19 protein-coding genes and 1 pseudogene are annotated in these 19773 nt (G+C 64.3%); 8 read left to right on the top strand and 12 right to left on the bottom strand.

Annotation, left to right across the window (positions count from 1 at the left end):
- The first annotated feature begins 4 nt into the window (after positions 1-4).
- From VHD36_11320 to hisH, 5 genes are all read left to right on the top strand, one after another.
- The gene (locus VHD36_11320; GenBank protein HVU87902.1) at positions 5-1261 is read left to right on the top strand and encodes an A24 family peptidase; all 1257 of its coding nucleotides are present in this window, start codon (positions 5-7) and stop codon (positions 1259-1261) included.
- 286 nt (positions 1262-1547) lie between these two features.
- Complete coding sequence (locus VHD36_11315; GenBank protein ID HVU87901.1) at positions 1548-2606, top strand: hypothetical protein; 1059 nt, start codon at positions 1548-1550, stop codon at positions 2604-2606.
- A 186-nt stretch (positions 2607-2792) separates the two neighbouring features.
- Positions 2793-3266 carry a hypothetical protein gene (locus VHD36_11310; protein HVU87900.1) on the top strand — a complete coding sequence of 158 codons (474 nt, stop codon included), beginning with the start codon at positions 2793-2795 and terminating at the stop codon, positions 3264-3266.
- A gap of 156 nt (positions 3267-3422) precedes the next feature.
- Positions 3423-4250, top strand: a complete 828-nt coding sequence (locus tag VHD36_11305; protein HVU87899.1) for an OmpA family protein — start codon at positions 3423-3425, stop codon at positions 4248-4250.
- A gap of 122 nt (positions 4251-4372) precedes the next feature.
- Entirely contained in the window at positions 4373-5002 is a 630-nt protein-coding gene (hisH, locus tag VHD36_11300) for an imidazole glycerol phosphate synthase subunit HisH (GenBank protein ID HVU87898.1), read from the top strand.
- 47 nt (positions 5003-5049) lie between these two features.
- Here hisH and coaD read toward each other — a convergent pair whose 3' ends face one another.
- From coaD to VHD36_11285, 3 genes are all read right to left on the bottom strand, one after another.
- A complete protein-coding gene (gene coaD / locus VHD36_11295) occupies positions 5050-5574 on the bottom strand; it encodes a pantetheine-phosphate adenylyltransferase (GenBank protein ID HVU87897.1) in 525 nt (174 codons plus the stop codon).
- 186 nt (positions 5575-5760) lie between these two features.
- On the bottom strand, positions 5761-6072 hold the full coding sequence (gene rpsT / locus VHD36_11290; protein ID HVU87896.1) for a 30S ribosomal protein S20: 312 nt from the start codon (positions 6070-6072) through the stop codon (positions 5761-5763).
- A gap of 79 nt (positions 6073-6151) precedes the next feature.
- Positions 6152-7588, bottom strand: a complete 1437-nt coding sequence (locus VHD36_11285; GenBank protein HVU87895.1) for a tetratricopeptide repeat protein — start codon at positions 7586-7588, stop codon at positions 6152-6154.
- Between the two features lie 299 nt (positions 7589-7887).
- On the opposite strand from VHD36_11285, the gene cobA reads away from it, so the two are divergent.
- The gene (gene cobA, locus VHD36_11280; GenBank protein HVU87894.1) at positions 7888-9393 is read left to right on the top strand and encodes a uroporphyrinogen-III C-methyltransferase; all 1506 of its coding nucleotides are present in this window, start codon (positions 7888-7890) and stop codon (positions 9391-9393) included.
- A 199-nt stretch (positions 9394-9592) separates the two neighbouring features.
- Positions 9593-10393 (top strand): hypothetical protein, encoded by an 801-nt coding sequence (locus VHD36_11275; GenBank protein HVU87893.1) that lies wholly within the window; start codon positions 9593-9595, stop codon positions 10391-10393.
- Positions 10394-10486: 93 nt separating this feature from the next.
- Here VHD36_11275 and VHD36_11270 read toward each other — a convergent pair whose 3' ends face one another.
- The 6 genes and pseudogenes from VHD36_11270 to VHD36_11245 all read right to left on the bottom strand — a co-directional run bounded on the left by VHD36_11270 (position 10487) and on the right by VHD36_11245 (position 16725).
- A complete protein-coding gene (locus tag VHD36_11270) occupies positions 10487-10669 on the bottom strand; it encodes a hypothetical protein (protein ID HVU87892.1) in 183 nt (60 codons plus the stop codon).
- Positions 10670-11131: 462 nt separating this feature from the next.
- On the bottom strand, positions 11132-13381 hold the full coding sequence (locus VHD36_11265; protein ID HVU87891.1) for an APC family permease: 2250 nt from the start codon (positions 13379-13381) through the stop codon (positions 11132-11134).
- Between the two features lie 428 nt (positions 13382-13809).
- Entirely contained in the window at positions 13810-14616 is an 807-nt protein-coding gene (locus tag VHD36_11260) for a TIGR00266 family protein (GenBank protein ID HVU87890.1), read from the bottom strand.
- 51 nt (positions 14617-14667) lie between these two features.
- Positions 14668-14811: pseudogene (locus tag VHD36_11255) on the bottom strand (GYF domain-containing protein).
- 44 nt (positions 14812-14855) lie between these two features.
- The gene (locus VHD36_11250) at positions 14856-15719 is read right to left on the bottom strand and encodes a tetratricopeptide repeat protein (protein ID HVU87889.1); all 864 of its coding nucleotides are present in this window, start codon (positions 15717-15719) and stop codon (positions 14856-14858) included.
- A 109-nt stretch (positions 15720-15828) separates the two neighbouring features.
- Positions 15829-16725, bottom strand: coding sequence for an alpha/beta hydrolase (locus tag VHD36_11245; GenBank protein ID HVU87888.1), 897 nt, complete (start codon positions 16723-16725; stop codon positions 15829-15831).
- A gap of 42 nt (positions 16726-16767) precedes the next feature.
- On the opposite strand from VHD36_11245, the gene VHD36_11240 reads away from it, so the two are divergent.
- Positions 16768-17310: a DUF1697 domain-containing protein gene (locus VHD36_11240; GenBank protein HVU87887.1), complete on the top strand. Its 543-nt coding sequence runs from the start codon at positions 16768-16770 to the stop codon at positions 17308-17310.
- A gap of 21 nt (positions 17311-17331) precedes the next feature.
- Here VHD36_11240 and VHD36_11235 read toward each other — a convergent pair whose 3' ends face one another.
- Genes VHD36_11235 through VHD36_11225 form a run of 3 tightly spaced genes read right to left on the bottom strand, consistent with a single transcriptional unit; the run spans position 17332 to position 19624 of the window.
- Positions 17332-18261, bottom strand: a complete 930-nt coding sequence (locus VHD36_11235) for a hypothetical protein (protein HVU87886.1) — start codon at positions 18259-18261, stop codon at positions 17332-17334.
- Positions 18258-19094, bottom strand: coding sequence for a type II CAAX endopeptidase family protein (locus tag VHD36_11230; protein ID HVU87885.1), 837 nt, complete (start codon positions 19092-19094; stop codon positions 18258-18260). Before VHD36_11230 ends, VHD36_11235 begins: the two co-directional genes overlap by 4 nt.
- A 5-nt stretch (positions 19095-19099) precedes the next feature.
- Entirely contained in the window at positions 19100-19624 is a 525-nt protein-coding gene (locus VHD36_11225; protein HVU87884.1) for a hypothetical protein, read from the bottom strand.
- Positions 19625-19773: the final 149 nt, after the last annotated feature.

Raw genomic sequence — 19773 nt, 5'->3', positions numbered from 1 at the left:
TCTTATGCCGCTTCCCTTGCGATTGATGGTGCTTTTTGTCGTGGGAGCCGGCGTTGCGCGATTGGCCAACTGGTTTTCCTGGTGGTTGGTCGCCATGCAACGGCCGCTCTACGTCGCGGCCGGTGGCGCGCATCCCTCGCCTGGCGATGTGAGGCTGCGCCGTGCCTGGCTGCCGATCGTGGGATCGTGGCAGGCGCGGCGCTGGGAGGACAGCCATCCCGGCCCGAGTGGCTGGCGGCCGCTGGTCGTGGAACTGCTGCTGGGACTCGCCTTCGCGGCGCTCTATGTCTGGGAAGTACATCGCTGGGAGCTGGTCCGCCCGCTGGCGCCGCTCGGCTTTGTCCCGGCGCAGGGCGACGGCTTCTACTTGCACGCCCAATTCATCAGCCACCTGGTGCTGATCACCTTGATGCTGGTGGCGTCGCTCGTGGATATCGACGAACAGACGATTCCTGACCTCGTGACGGTGCCGGGCACGCTGCTGGGTTTGTTGGCCGCGGTGACGGTACCCGCGTCGTTGTTGCCGGTCATCGAGCAGCGCGTCGCAGGCCCGATGATTGGATTTCTCACCTTGGCCAGTCCGAACGATCCGCCCGCGCATCTGGCGCCGCGGGGGACGATCGCGTGGCTGCTGGTGGCGTTGTTCTGCTTCCTTCTGTGGTGCGTGGCTCTCTTGCCGTGGCCGCGGCGCGGGCGTCGCGGCTGGCGGCGGGCATTGTCGCTCATGCTGGCCCGCTGGCGCCGCGATCCCTTGAGCATCATCGTGGTCGCCTGTGGCTTGGTCGGCGCTGCGCTCATCACCGTCGTGTGGTCGATGGGGGGCGAGCGCTGGTTGGGGCTGGTGAGCTCGTTGGTCGGCATGGCCGCCTGCGGCGGGCTGATCTGGGCGGTGCGCGTCGCCGCCGGTTGGGCGCTCGCGCGCGAGGCGATGGGATTCGGCGACGTCACGCTCATGGCCATGATCGGCAGCTTTCTCGGCTGGCAGGCCAGCCCGATGGTCTTCTTTCTCGCGCCCCTGGCGGGGTTAGTCGTGGGCTTGATCCAGTGGTTCGCCTATCGCGACAACGTCATTCCTTATGGGCCATTTCTTTGCCTCGCCGCGCTGGTGGTGATCGTGAAGTGGGGCGCGCTGTGGGCTTGGGCCAACCCGCTTTACGACGTTCCCTGGCTGGTGCCCGCGGCGCTTGGCGTGTGCTTGGTATTGCTCGCGGTCATGCTGCGCGTGTGGCGAGCCCTTCGCGAAGCCCTGGGGGGCGCATGAGCGCCGCCGGGTCATTCGTAGCCTGGGAAACCGACTCGGGCAGGGCGCCGCCAAGCCCTCTGGCGCGGCTGTAGCAATTGTTCCGTGCGGCGACCCGCCGGAGCACGTTTTCGCCTGCCGACGCAATCGTCCGTGCGCGACACGGGGCCGGAACGGAAAATAGATTTCCCATGAGCCCGCAGGCCAGGATGTGGTTTCGGCGGGCGCATTCCGAACATCACGAGTTCGCGTGCCGTTCCCGGCCGCGCGGATGTATCCCTGGTCCTACTTGCAGAGGGTGAGAACTATGTCGTTGCGATTGCATCGCTCGCTGGTTGTCGTGGCTGTGGTTGGTCTGTCGATAGCAGTGGCGACGGGCCGTGTCATGGCCCGCGGCGGTGGGCATGGCGGAGGTCACGGCGGCGGTCATCATGGCGGCCATCACGGCGGACACCATGGCAATCATCACCATTCCCATAGCCACCATCACGCCTCGCATCATCACAGCCACCACCACTCGCACCACGGTTGGGGGGGCGGCGGCTGGGGTGGCTACGGCGGTGGCTGGGGTGGGGGCTGGGGCGGCTGGGGTGGCGGTTGGGGATCGAACCTCGGCTGGGGTTTGGCCGGCTACGGTCTCGGCGCGTGGGGCGCTCCGTATGGCGGCTGGTCGAGCTACGGCGCAAATCAGCCGATCTCGGCGCCTTTGACGGGGAATTACCTTGCCAACGACACAACCGATACAGTGCCGAACAGCACGACGCCGGCCGCGAGCACGCTGGCCGACAGTGGCGCGCCGATCGAGAACCCGTATGCCGAGACGCAGCAGAACAGCGCACAGCGTCCGCCGATCGATCAGTTGGCCGCCAATGACACGAGCATGGAGAACGAAGAAGAGGAAGACAACACCTTCGACTCTCGCGGTGCGATCTATCTGGCGCTTCCGAGCAAGGACGCCCAGGTTTACTTGAACGGGCAGCTCGTACAGGGGGAAGGCAACCAGCGCGTGCTGCTGACACCGGAAATCGACAACGACGACGATCATCCCGAAAAGTTCGACGTGCGCACGGTGTGGAACGACCATGGGCAGGAACAGAATCGCGAAACGAACGTCGAGGTCGGGCCGGGGGCCGGCATCGCGGTGAATTTCACCAGGCCCGTCGATCCGCAAAAGCCATGGATCGCGCTCTACGAACCGCAGTATTTCGACGAGGAAGAGACGACGGACGAGCCATCGACCGAAGCCACGGCGCAGGAAGCATCGCCGCGCGATCACGAGGGACAACCAGAACGTGCGGCGCAGCGGGAGCCGTCGACGCCGCACGCGCAGCGTCACCACGAGTCGGCTCGCCCGGCCTCGAACTAGGGCCTGGCGCCCACTGACGTACAAGGGAGCGGCGTTCTGAAGTTTGGACGTGGAACGGCCTGTGATCGCGCGAAGGCGCGGTCACAGGCACTTCCCATTTCTGCGAGGCCCGTCGGCATGCCAGCGCCACCTGACGCGGCACATTATCGGCCATCGCCCGCGCGTCTCCGGCGCGCCCGGTGCGGCATGATCGAAGTGGCCGCCGGGCGGCTGGTGAGCGTCCGGCCGCGTCTTTTCGCCCGGCGCGTCTCTCAGTTGGAGGTGAGCTTGTGGGGCCGGCTTGCCCATCGGCTGCGCACGGGCGACCGCTGCTGGCTCTATTATCGCCAGCCGCGCAGGCTGCGGCAGTTTCTGATCGTCGACTATGCCTTGTCGGCGCAAGGCACATCATTGGCCACGATTCGCGGCGCTCTGGGCGCCCTGGACGAGCTGGCCCGCTGGAAGCGCTGCGATGCCATCCTGTGCGACGTCACCACGGCGCGCATTTCGGACCGACTGCTGGCGCGATGGGGCTGGCAGGCTCACGCGCCGTCGCCGTGGCATCGTCATTTCATCAAACGCTTCTATGGCCAATACCCAGCCACCGACACGCTAGCTGGGGCGATGCTGGCGCGGGAGCTGGCTTCTCCCAGCGACGCGCGATTGGCCTTGTGTCGCTAATTCGCCGAGGCTACCATCCCTCGCCGATTGGTCCCTGCGGCGCTCTTGCGCTCGTGTTGCCCTTGCGCACGCGGGCGCATTGCGGCGGGCCGTCCGGTCGTTGCACCTCGGCTTCAATCTCATCGCTCTTCTGCACCTAACTGGGAGTAGGCCGCCATGCGAGCCGTGGCCGCTGTGCGCTGGCCGTGGATTTTGCCGTTAGCCGTGCTGGTCGGCTGCGCGCAAAACTCGCTCACCGCGCAAAGCCAGGTGCAAAGCCTGCAGCAGCAGCAAGTCGCACTCGCGCAGCGCAATACGGAACTGCAAACGCGCGCTTTGGCGCTCGACAAGGACAATCAAGAGCTGCAGACCATGCTCGGCCAGTCGCAGCAACAATCGCGCCTGCTCGAGGACCAGGTGGCGGCACTCCGGGATCAGTTGGGTAGCGCCACGTCGCAACTGGCCAAGGTCAAAGAACAAACGCCGCCTGGAGGCAACGGGCCCGAGGCCTGGACCGTCTCGGCCAAGCCGCAGGCCGGCGCCAAGATCACGGCCAACAACAGCCTGAAGAGTCAGCTCCCGGCGATCGATATTCCGGGGGTCCAAGCCCGCGCCGATGGCGACGTGGTGCGGATCGAGATTCCCAGCTCCCGGCTCTTCTCGCCTGGCACGGCACGACTGCTTCCCGAGGCGAGTCCGCTCCTGGATACCGTCGCCGCGGACATCGTACGGCTGTATCCGAACCAGATCGTGGGGATCGAAGGGCACACCGACAACGACTCAGCCAGTGCCGGCAAGTGGCAAAACAACCATCAGCTCTCGATCGGCGAGGCCCTGGCGGTCTACGACTATGTTTCGCTCCGCTCCCGGCTGCAGCCGGGCCAGTTGTTCGTCGTAGGGCACGGCCCGAACCATCCGATCGTCTCCAACGGCACGGCCGCCGGCAAAGAGCGAAATCGCCGCGTGGAACTCGTTATCTACCCCGAGCGCACGTCGGGACGCTAGAATCGTATTCGGGGCGAACCGGGCCTCGAGGGAGGCTGTCCTTGCAGGCACTTGCCGCGTTCGCTTCGCGGGTTCCGGCGATTCCCTTCCTCTCAAGCTTTCTGGACTTTTCGCGATAGAGAATGATTGCGGTCATCGACTACGGTATGGGCAACCTGCGCAGTGTGCAGAAGGGCTTCGAAAAGGTCGGGCACGAGGCCGTGATCACCAGCGACCCAGCCACGATCGACGCGGCCGAGCGCGTGGTGCTGCCGGGCGTGGGGGCCTTTGGCGACGCCATGCACGAGCTGCGCGAGCGCGGATTGGCGGACGTCACGCGCCGGGCGGCGCGCTCAGGCCGGCCCTTCCTGGGCATCTGCCTGGGGCTGCAGCTTCTCTTCGAGGTCAGTTACGAGGGGGGGCGCCACGAAGGGCTGGGCATCTTGGGCGGCGAAGTCGTACGCTTCGCCCCACGCGAAGGCTTCAAGGTGCCGCACATGGGCTGGAACGAACTGGAGCTTCGCCAGCCGCAACCCTTGTTCGCGGGCCTGTCCAGTGCGCCCTACGTGTACTTCGTTCATTCCTACTACGTCGTTCCGAACGATCGCACGGTCATCGCCGCCGAGGCCAATTATCCGCAGCCGTTCACGGCCGCCATTGCGCGCGACAATCTTTTCGCCACGCAATTTCATCCGGAGAAGAGCCAAAGCGATGGGTTGCGTATCCTGCGGAACTTTGCCGAGTTGCCGGCGCAGATTTCCGCCGACAGATAGGCAAGTCGCAGGTTGCCACCCAGAAATTTCGAGATTCGCCGCGCTTGCTAAATATCGCGCGACGGCATCGGCCGGCCATCCATTTTCTGCCGCAGAGCGGCGATCACTTCCGGCGGCACGAACCGGCCCAACTCTTCGTCGTCGGCCAACGGCGCGATTTGCTTGATCAGCGAGCTGGAGACGTGCGCGAACTCGGCGTCGGCCAACAGCACGACGGTTTCGATCTTCGGATCGAGCTGTCGGTTGGCCATCATCATCGTGATCTCGGTCTCGAGATCCGTCAGCGGGCGCACGCCGCGAATCATGACGCGGGCGTTGCACTTGCGCACGAAATGAACAGCCAGGCCGGAAAACTCCTGCACCTCGACGTTAGGGATGTGCGCGGTCACGCGTCGCACGAGCGCCTCGCGCTCTTCCAACGTAAACAGCGGGTCCTTGCCGGCGTTGATGCCGATCCCCACGATCAGCCGATCGACCAGTCGGCTGGCGCGCTCGATGACGTTCAGGTGTCCGAGCGTGATCGGATCGAACGACCCGGTGTACACAGCGATCCGCGTGTCGGTCGGGGGCATGGCCAATACCCAGAAGAACAAGGGTGCCCGTGAAACGGCGGCGCGGCACCTCTCGCTCGATCATGGCCGCGCCGGACAGGAAATGCAAACCGGCGCGCGAGGACGCGGCTGCCCTGGAAAGGGATCAAACGCGGGCAGGGAGCGAATGTCGCGAATGAGCGGGTCGTGCCGTTGAGTCTGAGGGGCTTAGGCCTTTTTCGCCTTGGGCTTCTTGGCCGCCTTGGTGGGCGTGGCTCCCTTGGCGTTCTTTACGGCCAGCGACAGACGCGACTTGATGCGGGCCGCCGCATTGCCGTGAATGACGCCACGCGCCGCGGCCTTGTCGAGTTTCTTGGCGGCTTCCCGCAGTGCCGCGCCGGCCTTCTCCGCGTCGGCCTCGGCCACGGCTTCGCGCACCTTGCGAACCTCGGTTTTCAACAAGCTGCGCGTGGCACGATTGCGCGCCCGGCGGACGACGTTCTGGCGAAGACGCTTCTTGGCACTATTGGTTGTCGGCATACGGAGAATCAGGCCCAGAAAAACAAGGATTTGCGGCCAGCAGGTTCCAGCCGCCAGGCCGCGAACTTACCCGCGGCGGCTAGCCCGAGGACCCGCCATCTTCTCTTAATTGGTTCAGTTTGTCCAGCAGGTCGCCGACATCTTTGTAGCCGAAATCGAGCCCGGCCAGCTCGGTCAGGTATTTGTCGGCCACTTCCAGGTTCTTCATGAACAGGGCCAATTTGCCGGCGCGATACAGGGCGACCTTCTTTTGCTCCGGCTCGCGATCGTTGGTCGCGGCGACCGCCTGGTCGAAATTGCTGGCCGCCAGCTTGAACTGCTTGATTCCTTGAAAGCACTCGCCGAGACCGAGGTGGATCGCCGCCTTGCGCTTGGTGTCGGCCATCGACTGTTGATAAACCTTGATGGCCTCGGCGTAGTTCTTGGCCCGTTGCAGGCGCAAGGCCAGCTCGAATTTCAAGCTGGCGTTGTCCGGGTAGCGGTCCGAGCGGCTGCGATACACTTCCAGCTCGGTGCGGTTCAAGGCCTCGGCCATCTGCTTCCACAGCTCGACTGCTTCCTGAGTCTTTTCAGTTTGCGCGCGCTTCTGGGCGATCTCCAGGTCGCGGCGTGCCCGCCGCATCTGGATGTCTTCCAGCCGTTCGCGGATCGTGATTTCACCCCCCGAGACTTGCAGCGCCTTGGCCAGCCATTTTTCGGCCTCCTCCAAGCGATCGTGCCGCAGGTGCAGGTCGGCCAGCTCGGAATAGTTGTCGACCTTCTCGGGATTCTTGGCGATCGCCTTTTCGAGTTGCTGCTCCGGCGTCAGCTTCGGGCCGCTCGTGCCCTGGCGATCGGACTGGGCGTCCTTGTCGGCCATCACCTCGGTGCTGGACTCGGCATCTTCGTAGCCGCCGCGGTGAATCGTCTTTTCGACGGTCAAGTTGGGGATCGCGCGGGCCGCCTCTTCGTCGCGGGGAATCGCCTTTTGCACGCGGCTCCAGCAGAGGATGGCCTGGTCGAACCGCCCGAGTCGGCCCAGCGCGCGGGCATTCAAGCGGTTGATTTCAGGATCGGCGATGTCGACATCCAACGCCAACTTGAGATAGGCGAGCTGCGCTTCATCGAGCTGCAATTGCTCACAGGCGTTGGCCATGTCCTTGAGCGCAGAGAGGTCCCAAGGATTGACCTTGAGGATCTCCAGGCCGGAGGCAATGACGCCCTTCCAATCTTTTTGCACGCGTGACTTGGCGATCGCGCCTTTGGCCGTAGTGATGCCCAGCGCGGCGAGCTTCCCGGCTCCCTTCTTGTTGTTGTTGTATTTCTTCTGCAGGTTGCCGAGAAAGTTCTGTACGTAGATCAGGTTGCCCGGATCCCCCTTGACGCACATGGTGAACATCTCGGTGGCATAATCGTAATTGCCGCCGGACGAGCTTTTGCTCCCCGTTTCAAAGCACAGCTGCAAGCGCTTGCGCGTTTGCGGAGAAATCGGCTGCGGGCCGTCGTTCGATGGAGGTTTGGGGGGCTGTTCGGCCATAGGCTCGGAGGTTTGCAAACCGCAGTGGAAACAAGGGCAAGACGAACTTTCGACTCGGGGACAACCTCTCTCGGTCGGGCCGCGCGGCGGCACGCCGCAAGCCGATGCGTCGTGCAGTACAAAATCCGGCCCGCCACTACTGGGAGGCCGTGCGGCCAGTCCCTAAGATCGATAAAAGTGAGAGCCGGCTTGCCGCAGGGCAGCCCTGGCGGCGAGCGAGCCCGCAGGACATCCCCGGTGCCCAAATCGCCGATCTTCCATTCTACCAGCATGCCCCCCGCACACAAACGAGCGTTCTTATGCCGTCGACGCCTCAGCACACGCCAGCCCGGGTGTTTCTGGTCGGGGCCGGGCCGGGCGATCCGGGGCTGTTGACCGTGCGCGGAGCGAGTTTGTTGGGGCGGGCCGATTTGGTCCTCTACGACTATCTGGTCAATCCCCAAGTACTCTCGCACGCGTCGCCGCGCTCCGAGCTGGTCTGTCTCGGGCGGCATGGGGGCGGGCGGATCATGTCGCAACAGGAGGTGAACGAGCGCATGATCACGGCCGCCCGCGCGGGACGGAGCGTCGTGCGGCTGAAGGCGGGCGATCCACTGGTTTTCGCGCGCGCCACCGAAGAATGCAGCGCCTTGGCCGCTGCCGGCGTGCCGTTCGAAATCGTGCCCGGCGTCACCACGGCGCTGGCGGCCGGTGCTTACGCCGGCGTGCCCGTCACCGGACGACAATTATCCTCGGCCGTGGCGCTGGTCACGGGGCATGAGGAGACCGGCAAGGAATCGGCGGTCGATTATGCCGCGCTGGCGAGATTTCCTGGCACGCTCGTGTTTTACATGGGCGTTACCACCGTCGATCATTGGTCCGCCGGCCTGATGGCCGGAGGGCTCGACGCTGCCACGCCCGTGGCCGTGATTCGTCGCTGCACCTGGCCCGATCAGACGACCCTGCGCACGACGCTGGGCACTGTCGCGCGCGAGTTTCACCAGCGGAAGTTACGGCCGCCCGTGATTACCATTGTGGGCGATGTGGCGGGAACCGAGCCGCTTTCCGATTGGTTCACGGCGCGGCCGCTGTTTGGCGAGCGCGCGATCGTGACCCGGCCGCGCGCGCAAGCGGATGACCTCTGTGCGCGGCTCAGCGAGTTGGGCGCCGATGTGCTCGTTCAACCGGCGATCGAGATTCGTCCGCTGACGAATTGGGGAACCGTCGACGCGGCGCTTGCGCGGCTATCTGAGTTTGATTGGCTGGTCTTTTCTAGCGCCAACGGTGTTCGTTATCTGCTCGATCGATTGCTCGAGCGCGACGACGCGCGACGGCTGGCCGGCGTAAAACTCGCGGCCATTGGACCAGCCACGGCCGAAGAGCTGGCCCGCTATCGGCTGCGGGCTGAGCTGGTTCCTGGCGAGTACCGGGCCGAAGGGCTGGCGGCCGCGCTCGCCGAAAAAGTTGCCGGACGACGTGTGTTGCTCGCCCGGGCCAGCCGCGGTCGGGAGCTGTTGGCCGAGGAATTACGACAGGCCGGGGCCACGGTCGAGCAAGTTGTCGTTTACGAGAGCCGCGACGTGACAACAGCCGATCCCGCAGTCGCGGCAGCCTTGGGGACCGGCAGTCGCCCGTGGGTGACCGTCACCAGTTCGGCCATTGCCCGATCCTTGGCGGCTTTGTTCGGGCAGAATTTGCATCGGGCACGTTTGGCGAGTATCAGCCCTGTCACGAGCCAGACGTTGCGAGAATTGGGCTATCAGGTCGCGGCGGAAGCCGCGGTGTATACGACGTCTGGGCTCGTTGACGCGATTCTTGCCGGCTGACTTTTCGGAACATGCCGGCCGCGCCGCCACGCACATGCCCCTACAGTCGCGCCATTCGCTAGCGTGCCCGAACGCGAAAAACTGGGCGCCGTTTCTCGCCCCGTACGCCCGTTACATTCCTTCGAGTGGACGTGCTGGCACAGCCGACGAATGTCTAGCCGGGGCGCGGTTTGTCCGTCGGAAACGTGAGGGTGTTGTCATGCGAGTCAGTCCGTCTCCTGCCGTGGTGCTGTTCTCCCTGTCGGCCGACGCGCGATCCGGCGAGGCCGGTTCGATGCAAGCCGTCACGGCGGCCGCCGAATCGATGCTGCAGTTTCTCGTCGAGCATGATGTGGCCGCGACCTGGGGTACGCGCTCTCCGGTCGACTTCAAAGGGGCCGGCGCGATCGATGAGCAACATCCGCGGCAGGCGCTGGCGATCTCGCTCGCGGCCGATGACTCTCCGCGAATCGTCGAGCAGTTGCGGCGCGAAGCGCTGCGATCGCGCGCCGCGGGCCTGAGCGTGGCCAGCGCGCTCGTACCGCGGAGCTTGTCGGGCGACATGTATCAGCTGCTGGTGAAATACGGAATCGCGGCGATTCACATTGCCGAATCCGGCCTGCAAACCGAGGTGGCCACGTCACGTGGCCTGTGGCGGCGCAGCCGGTGGTTATTGCCGCTGTCGGCCCGGGCGAGCGAAATTCCGCAAAAGCTGCGCTGGGGATTGTGGCGCATGCCGCAAGCGCTGGATTTGGCGCGAGACGGGGTGCGGCGCCTCCGGCAGGCCGTCGATCGCGCCGTGGGCGCCGGCGACATGGTTCACCTGCACGTCGACCTGGCCGAGGCTGCGAGCCAGCACTCGCGTCTCATGGACGACGCCCGCTCGGTCGTGCGGCAAATTGCGTCCTATGCCGACCAGGGGCGCCTGCGCAGCGAAACGCTTGCCGGGGCCGCCGCCGGCCTGACCTGGCAACGCGTGGCCGCGCCGGCTTGCTCGATTCTGCGTCGCCGGGCCGCGTAGCCGTGCCATGCCGGGAAGCGTGGCATGCTTTTTCGCCGCCGGCGAATAAGCATGAAGGGCATTACGTCCGAGAGCGGTTCAGCCGGGGCGCCGCTACGGCAGCTCGCGCAGCGTCGACCAGCTCAGGTACCCCAAGAGCAGCGCGGCGATACAGAACCCGATATCCATGGTCTTGCTCGCCCCACCGAACGGGAACCCGAGCGCCACGTCCAGGCCGAACACCAGGATGAGCAGGATCGCGACGACGATTCCGCTGATACTCAAGGCTCTGGGCATCGGCCCTCTTCCCACTCGGACTTCGGCAACCACCGGCCATCCCCCCCTCGTTCTGCATCGCAGGCAGGAGCGGGGCCCCGCGCGGCACGACCGGCGGAGACGCAAGTCGACCCGCGGCGAGCAAATTCCTCATGCTCTGGCACACGCGTTCCCTACGAACGTTCAGGTCTCACAGAGCACTAGTATAGTCCGCCAACTCCCCCTGTCAGCCACGAGATCGGTCGTCGCCGGTCGGCCGTAAATCTGTCGCTGATAACCGTGCGGCAAGTGTCGGTTGTCAGGCTTGTGCCGCCGTTAACTGCCGAGCCGTGTAGGTACCATGAGGCAGGCAAAGAGGCAATGGGGGTGGCCGACACGTCAAACCCTCAGCCCCGGGGTATTTGCCCTGGGAGGCCGCCCGCGCGAGAGGACGGGACGCCTTTCAAAAACGGTAGACCCGGCCCGGGCACGCGTCGAGCGTCTCTAGCGTACGCGGGTCGGCAGGATCACCATCGGCAGACCGACCCACTGCAGCCGCCGCTGCAACGAGAAGGCGGTCTGGTTGTGCAGCAGGCGGTGGTACCAGGTGTCTTGCTCGAACAGCAATTGGCCTGCGAAGAAAACCACCTTCGGATACTGCTTGGCAATCGACAGGCAGAGCAGTTCGAGCTCGTGCACCGGCTCGGTGCCGATGGTCATGTAGCTCGTGGCTGGCATACCCAGCCGGCGCGCCAGGTCGACGTACTTGGCGAGCGATTCCTCGGTATGCTGGCGCAGATCCTCAAGCGCCGCGGCACCCTTGAAATTGCCCGAGTCGACCACCGCCACGGAGATGAACACCATGTTCTTGAAATGGCCGGGGGCGAAGCGCACGGCGTTCAAGAGCGTGTGTACGCCCAGGCCGCTGTAGCCGCCGACCAGGATCACAGCCGTGGGCAGCTTCGGATCGACCTCGCCGGCCGTGGCGTTCGGCGGGGCGGAAAGCTGGCCGAGCGTTTCGTCCAGCCGACGGACCTTGGCGATCACGGTGTCGTAGTGATTGCGGGTCCAGAAGCACAGGCCCACGAGCAAGCCCGTCACGCCCAGCGTTCGCCAGCCGCCGACGTCGAACTTTTCGACGATAGTCAGGCACAAGATCGACACGCACATCACGGCGCCGAAAAGAAACAAAGCCAGGCGGCGCCGCCACCACGGATGCTCGTTGCGCAGCTGCCACCAATGGCGGACCATGCCGATCATCGACAGCGAGAACGTCAAGAAGACGTTGATCGAGTACATGATCAAGAGCGTGGTGACGTCGCCGCCGGTGTACAAAAGCGCTGCGATTGCGGCAAAACCCATCAGCATCACGCCGTTGTGCGTGGCCAGCCGCTCAGAGAGGTTGGCGAACCAATGGGGCATCCAGGAATCGTGGGCCATGTTGGCCAACACGCGTGGCCCGTCGATAAAGCCGGCCTGGGCGGCCACGAACAACAAGAGCGCTTCGGCCAGGATCGTTACCCACACGAAGGTCGAACCCGAAATCCCTTCGCCCAGCCCGAGGTCAGCCACGAAGCGCTCGCACAGAATCTGATTCATGGTGCGATCTTCGCTGTGGGTGACACCCAGGAGCAGGTAAGCGATCATCAGTCCACCGGCCGTAATGGCCAGCGAAAACGCCATGTAGGTCATGGTGCGCTTGGCGGTGGCGACGCGCGGCTCGCGCATGACAGGCATGCTATTGGAAACCGCTTCGATTCCGGTGTAAGTACCGGCCCCCATCGTGTAGGCCTTGAGCAACAGGGCGATCATGCCCATCAGGCCCAGCCCGCCGCTCATGTTCGATTTCACCTCAGCAGCAATATCGTTGACCACCGTCACACTGCTGCCGACGTGCAACCCCAGGCTGCCAAAGATCAAGAGCGCGTGGGTGATGAGAAAGACGATGAAAATCGGCAGCAGGAACTTCACCGATTCCTTGATGCCGCGCAGGTTGAGCACGATCAGCAGGATGATCGCGGCCAGTTCGGTCTCGACCTTCCAACTGTGAAAATGATTGAAGGGCTCGATACCGAAGAGCGCATTCCCCGCCGCCGCGATCGACGTGGTGACCGTCAGCACGTAGTCGACCAGTAGGGCACAGCCCGACACGACCCCCACGCGCGGTCCGAGCAGCTTCGAGGCGACCAGATAGCCGCCACCGCCGCTGGGGAATTCCTCGATGATATGCCGATAGCAGGCCGAGATGACGAACACGGTAAGGATCGTCATCAGCGACAGGAAAATCGCCAGGAACGCGTGCTCGCCGAGCGTGGCGAACGCCTCGGGCGGGCCGTAACAAGAGCTGGAGAGTCCGTCCGCTCCCAATCCCACCCAGGCCAAGAACGCCACCAGCGACACGTGGTGAAAGACCGATTGGTCGGCCAGGTCGCGCGGCTTGCCGACCAACAGGGTTTTGACCTTCTCGGGAATCTTCTGCACGACCGTTTCGCCGGTCGGGGCGCCAATGGTCGTGACGATCGGTCCCTCGCGCTCGGGTTCGGAGATCGTCTCGTTCCCTTCGGGCAAGGGGGGCGTGGCTTCTTCCGCCGCGACGGCCTGGGCGGCCAGGTCCTTAACGCTGCCGTTCGAAGCGGCACTGCTTGGAACGCCGCTATTCGGACTGGCGTTATTCGATTCGGCGGTCCCCTCCGCGGACGAACCTGCCGGGGACCCAGGAGTCGCCGCCGGATTGTTTGCTGAACTGTCGTTCATTCGTCGTTTATGGCGCGCGTGCAACAGGGCAACGCAGCGACCTCGAGCGCAAAAAGAAGCACGTCGAACCGATGGCGTGTCGCTCGGGGGGCTTCGGACGTCCTGCCGCGCCGAAGGAACCCGGGAGCCAAGCAGGAGAATCACTCTCGCCGCCGACTGGCCGCCGCATCGAATCGATTGCTACATGGCTGGATGCCCTGGGGAAATTTACGTCGCCCCCGAGGCACGGCTCGTGGCGGGCGATGACGCTTGAAAATCGTCCTTGTTTTCGCCGGCTGCGGCCGGGTGGGGCGTTTGCCGCGAGAACCCTTCCCTATTCGCGGTCGATGAATTCTAGCTTTGGCCCAAATTACCTGCAATTGGCGCCGCTGGCCGGCGCCGGCCGCGGCCAGAGTATCCGGCGCACAAATCAGGCGTTTTCCCGTGGTTTAACGGTTATCGCCGTCCAAGAGCCGTCCCAGGCCACCAAGGACCGAGCCTTCGTCCCGGCCGCCGCCGCGCTCGGGCGCCGCGGCCAAAACGCGGCCGGCCAGGCGCGAGAAGGGGAGCGATTGCAGCCAGATGTCGCCTGGTCCCGTGAGTGTTACGAAAAACAAGCCCTCGCCGCCGAAGAGCGTGTTCTTGATGCCGCCAACGAACTGAATGTCGTAATCGACGCTCGGCGCCAGGGCCACCAGGCAGCCGGTGTCGACGCGCAGCTTTTCACCAGCGGTCAACGTGCGCCGCATCAGCGTGCCGCCGGCGTGTACCATGGCGATGCCGTCGCCTTGAAGCCGCTGCATGATAAAACCTTCGCCACCGAAGAGGCCCACGCCGAAGCGCTTTTGAAACGCGATGTTGATCTGAATGCCACGCGCCGCGCAGATGAACGATTCTTTCTGGCAGATCAGCTCGCCCCCTAACTGGTCGAGGTGCAGTGGCAAGATCTTGCCCGGATACGGCGCGGCGAACGCGACGTGCTCGCGCTGCTGCGCATGATTGGCAAAGGCGGTAATGAAGAGCGACTCGCCGGTCAGGGCCCGTTTGCCGGCGGTCATCATCTTCGACCAGAAGCCCCCTTTGTTCGACGGGTCGCCGAAGAGGGTTTCCATTTGAATACCGGAAGTCATGTACATCATGGCGCCCGGTTCGGCGATGACGACTTCCTCGGGGTCGAGCGTGACTTCGACGTACTGCATCTCCTGGCCGAAGATTTCGTAGTCGATCTCGTCGGAGCTTCGCGCTGCGGGAGGCACCGGCGGCGCGCCCGCGCCGCGCAGCACGTCGGCGATGGCCGGGATGTGACGAGCTTCGAGCCAGCCCGTGGTCGACGGGCCGTACACCAAAGCTTCGCCGCCGCCCACGCCAGGCAGCTTCTTCAGCAAATCCTCGAACGACATCGGCCCGACCGATCTACCATCCTGCGCGTAATACCATGTGTCGCCGGCCATCGAAAAACACTCCTTTGCGAGCGTGAAACGTCAAAAATTCCGGGCTAGTACAAGGCGGACGACAGCTTGCGCCGATACTCGCCGACGACCGGATCGTCCGGGCCCAACGCGTGGAAGATATCAACCATCAATTGCCGGGCCGCGTCCCCTTGCCCCTTGCGATCCGTCTGCACGACCACAAGCGCCGTCTGCAAGGCTTCCGCATATTTGCCGTCCCCCGCCAACGCGTAGGCCAGTTTTAGCTGGGCCAGAGGATCGCTTGGCGCCGCGGCAACCGCCGCTTGTGCCGTCGGCACGTCACCGGCCAGCCGGGCTGCCTGCCGCAACTGGCAGCGGGCTTTGATCTGCTCGGCCTCGTTTTCCAAATAGCCTTCGCGCTCCAAGTGCTTGATCTGTTCTTCGGCGTCGTCGAGCCGATCTTGCGCCGCCAGGACCCGGGCCAGGGCAATTCGCAGTGGCCGGTTCTGCGGCGATTGTTCCAGCGCTGCGTGCAATTTCGCCTCGGCCGCGGCCGGATCGTTGGCTTCGAGCGCCTCGGCTTCGGCCAGCGATCGCTCGGCGGGGCTCGGCTCCAGGGCTTCCAGCCAGCGCCGCAAATCGGGCTCCGGCAGCAGCCCCACGAATTGATTCACCAGTTGCCCGCGTCGCACCGCGAAAACGGCCGGGATCGACGAGACGCGCATTTCGCCCGCGATGCCAGGCGACTGGTCGACATTGATCTTCGCCAGCAGGAACTTGCCGGCTCCCTCGGCGGCCAGCTTCTCCAGAAGCGGTCCCAACTGCCGGCAAGGACCGCACCAGGGGGCCCAGAAGTCGATGACGACCGGCAGCTCCTGGGAGCGCGCAAGAACCTCTTGGTCGAAGGTCGCATCCGTGACGTCAATGATCCAAGGCGAAGTCGAAGCCATTTGGGAAACCAACCTTGGCTCCCCTCCCTGTCAGGGAGGGGGCAGGGGGAGGGTCAAAACGTACCGCGATGTTCGACGTTGTGCTGAAACGTCTACGCCATCGCGCATTCTACTCCTTCTTCTTCAGCACGCCGCGCTCTTCCAGCCACGTGGCCAGGCATTCGGGCCAGGTGGAGAGCACGGGATTGTTGCGCGCCAGTCCCACGCCGTGCGGTCCCTCCTGGTAGATATGCATCTCGCCGGGAACGTTGGCCTTGCGCAGCGCCTGGAAGAACATGATGCTGTTTTCCGGCGGCACCGGCTTATCGGCCGCGGTATGAAACAGAAACGTCGGCGGAGTGCGCGACGTCACCTGGTTTTGATTGCAAAGGCTGGCCACCAGGTCGGGCGGCGGGTTCTTGCCCAATAGGTTTTCGCGCGAACCGCCATGTGCGTACTCCCCGGTCAGCGTGATCACGGGATAAGCCAGGATCGCGAAATCAGGCCGGCAGCTCACGCGGTCGATCGGGTCCGCAGCGTCTGATTTGCCATCGTCGAAATGCGTGGCCGCGGTCGAAGCCAGGTGCCCACCTGCCGAAAAGCCCATGATGCCAATCCGCGCCGGATCGATCCCCCACTCTTTGGCGCGGGAGCGCACCAGGCGAATGGCACGTTGGGCGTCCGATATCGGCGCCGGGTGATGGTACCGGGGAGCGAGGCGATAACGCAGGACGAAGCCCGTGACGCCATACTCGTTGAACCAGTCGGCGACTTCGTGCCCCTCGTACGTCATGGCCAGGTGACCGTAGCCTCCGCCGGGGCAGACGATCACGGCGCCGCCGCCCGCTTTTTCGGCTGGCGGCCGATGCAGCCACACGCAGGGCTTATCGGTGTCTTCGCTGCCGACCGCGCCCGGCGCGCCCTCGGGCCAGAGAAGTAATTGCGGCGGTTCCTCGGCCTGCGCGCCGCGCAGAACTCCGCCGAAGATTAAACCTGCGAGTAGTGCCGTAGCGACGAAACGCGTCATGATGGTTTCTCCCTGCGTGGGCGGTCGGTAAGTTGATATCCGATGAAAATAGTCGCGCTTCTGCGAGGGATCAATGTCGGCGGCCACCGAAAGGTGCCGATGGCGGCGCTTTGCGCGGCCGTGACCAAGGCGGGCTTTAAGAATCCGCGGACCTATATCCAAAGCGGCAACCTCGTCGTGGACGTCGGCAAATTGAAGCCGGAACAAGCGAGCGCGCGGTTGGAAGCCGTCGTCCTCGACACCTTCCATTTCGAGGTGCCCGTCATCGTCAGAACCGCCGCGCAGTGGAAGCAATATTTTGCGCGGAGCCCTTTCCAGGGCTCCGCTCATACCCGTCCTCATCTGGTGCATTTGGGACTAGCCAAGGTCCCCTGTCCGAAGACCATGGTTGCGAACCTGGCTCGCTACGCCACCCGAGGAGAAAAAATCCGAGTGGTCGGCGATGGCCTGTGGATCGACTTCATCGAAAGCGTAGGCCAATCGAAATTGACGCCCGCGGTTCTCGACAGGGCGGCCGGATCCCCCGTCACGCTGAGGAATTGGAATACGATCCAAGAGCTGCATCGCATGCTAGGCGAAGAGTAAAGCCCGGCTCTGACACGCTCGTCAGGGTCGCCGCCAGTAGTCGCGCATCTGCTGATGGATCGTGGCCAGCGGCGCGTCGTAAATGTCAGGCAACAGAATCTGCGCTCCGGCCACGTTGAGCCGCAGAAGCACGGGCGTGCCGCGCGGCTGGATGAGTTTCATATCACGCAGCTCGCTCCAGCGCATTTGCCCGTGCGTGTCCCCTTGCGAGAGCGCTATGCCCAGTGGGCTGATGACGAGGCATGCGTCGCGCCAGTTTTTGATTCTCAAGGGGGGCGCAGGCCGCGCCAGCGTCGCCAGGAACAACAGCCCGAAAAGCAAGCCGCAGATGATGCCGGCGCCGATCCAGGTTTCGTGTCCGCCCATCACGGCGCCTGCCACGATCCAGACGAGACCTGTCAATGCGAGGGTCCCCAGCACCGTGCGCGCCAAATTCTTGCGCGGCGAGCGAATGATGTTGCGACCGCCATAGGTCCACACGTGCTGGCCGCCAAACTTTGCCTGCTGGTCGGCCAGGTAGCCGGCCAGGTTCGCTGGGACTCGTGGACGTTTGAACGTCGCCAGGCAGTGCGCGAGAAACGCCTGCAACTCGCCACGATCGACCGATAGGTCGGCGGGCAACGCCAGGATGCCGCGCTGGTGGTAGACGTACAACGTGCTCTTGGGCGACAGGGGATCGCCACCGGCGAAGGAGAGCATTTCGAGGGACTCGTAGGGAATGACGTCCAACGGGCCGCCGGTTTCCAGTCCCGTCTCGGTCACGCGGACGTGCAGTGGTTTTCCCCGCGCCCACAACAGAGCGAGCCCCAGCAGGATGGGCGCGGCAGCGGCGACGGCCCAGTGCCGGTTTCCCAGCAGGAAGCTTGCGCCGATCATGGTGCCTCCCACGGCCAGCCAAAAGATCGTGCCCCACGGCAGCCGCGGCGCGGTTTCGATGGTTTTGCCAATCACGGGAGTAAATGTTCGGCCAGAAGAATCGCCGCGTTATGAGCAAAATGAACCAGCATCGGCAGGGCCAGCCCACCGCTGAAGACGCGCAAGTACCCGAGCGTGAATCCCAGCAGCACCAGGACGGGGACGCTCAAAGGCGAGCCGACGTGTGCAACGCCAAACATCACCGACGAGACGAATACGGCGCCATGAATGTTCATGCTGTCGCGCAGAGCGCCAAGGGAAAGGTAGCGGAAAAACAGCTCCTCGATGATGGCCGGCTGGACGCAGATGGCCAGGATCGCCAGTGTCAAGTCGGGCGCTGGCAGCGCCCGGGCGTCGATCTCGCCGGGCCAGTTGATGTAAGCGCGCAACAGCGCGTGGTACCCGACATTCGCACCCAAGGCAGCCATCAGCACGAACGGCGCGGCGCACCAGGCGACCCAAGGGCGCGACGGACCTGCGCCGAAAGGCGGAATCCGGCGCCCCAGCAGAGCCCAGGCCGCGATCACGATCGCCGTGTCGATCGCTTCGGCCACGAACATGATCTGCAGCCGCTGCGCGTCGGCATTGCGGGCATCGGGATCGACGAAAAACGTAAGACCCGCTTGCACGATCGTCACCACGAGCAGCAGCGAAAAGACGAAGCACACCGGCGCAATGGGCGAAGCGCTTGCGCGCCGCTTGCCGAGAACGGGTGGGGCAAGCTCCGCCTCGCAATAGGGGCAAATGGCCGTCGAAGCCGGCGAGGCCCTGTGACAGCGCCAACAGGTGACCGTCGGCTCGGGCGCGGTATCGCCGTCGGCCGCAAAAGGCTGGGAAAAATGATCCGGCGGCAAAAGCGCGTCATCCATGCCTGTCACGCCGCCGCGCCGCCCAGCGAAGCTGCCTCTTCCCGCTGATAGGCCAGGGCCGCTTGAATCGCCTTCACGAGCGCCGCAACGACAATGATTTTGAAGATGAATCCGGATGCCAGCACTGACGGGTCGGAGATCGCCACAATGACATTCGCGGCGACGTAAAGGACAAACGCAGTGATGGTAATCGGTACGGGATAGGTGCGTACCGTCAACCCGAGCAGCAAAAAGATGATACCCAGCACGACGAAAGCGCCGAGACTGACCTGGCCGGCGCGAATCAGCGCTTCGAGCTTGTCGTGATCGATCAATTGCCCCTTGGCCTGCAAGCCGGCTGCTTCTTTTTGGATGCGATCACGTATTTCGATCGCCGCGAACAAATTCACCGCGACCGTGATCACACCGATGATAATCAGCATATTGCGCGCTTGTCGCAGCGACTTGTCGCGCACCGCCTGGGCGAGACTGCCCAGGCGCGGTAGCTCGGTGGCGCCCAGGGGCGGTAGATTCGAGGATTCGCTCGACATGGCTTCCCTGACTCCTGTGTTGCGAGGGCACGCACGGTGCTCGAGGCGAAATCGCGACGCACCCTGAAATTTAGCACCTGGAGGCGGGCTCGCTCGCGCCTGACCGCTATTTGCGCGGCCCCTTCAAGCTAATGGTCGGCACCAACTTG

The organism is Pirellulales bacterium, from assembly GCA_035546535.1.
Classification (GTDB): Bacteria; Planctomycetota; Planctomycetia; order Pirellulales; family JACPPG01; genus JACPPG01.
The sequence above is the reverse complement of the archived record's forward strand: the minus strand, read 5'-3'. Positions and strand labels throughout refer to the sequence as shown.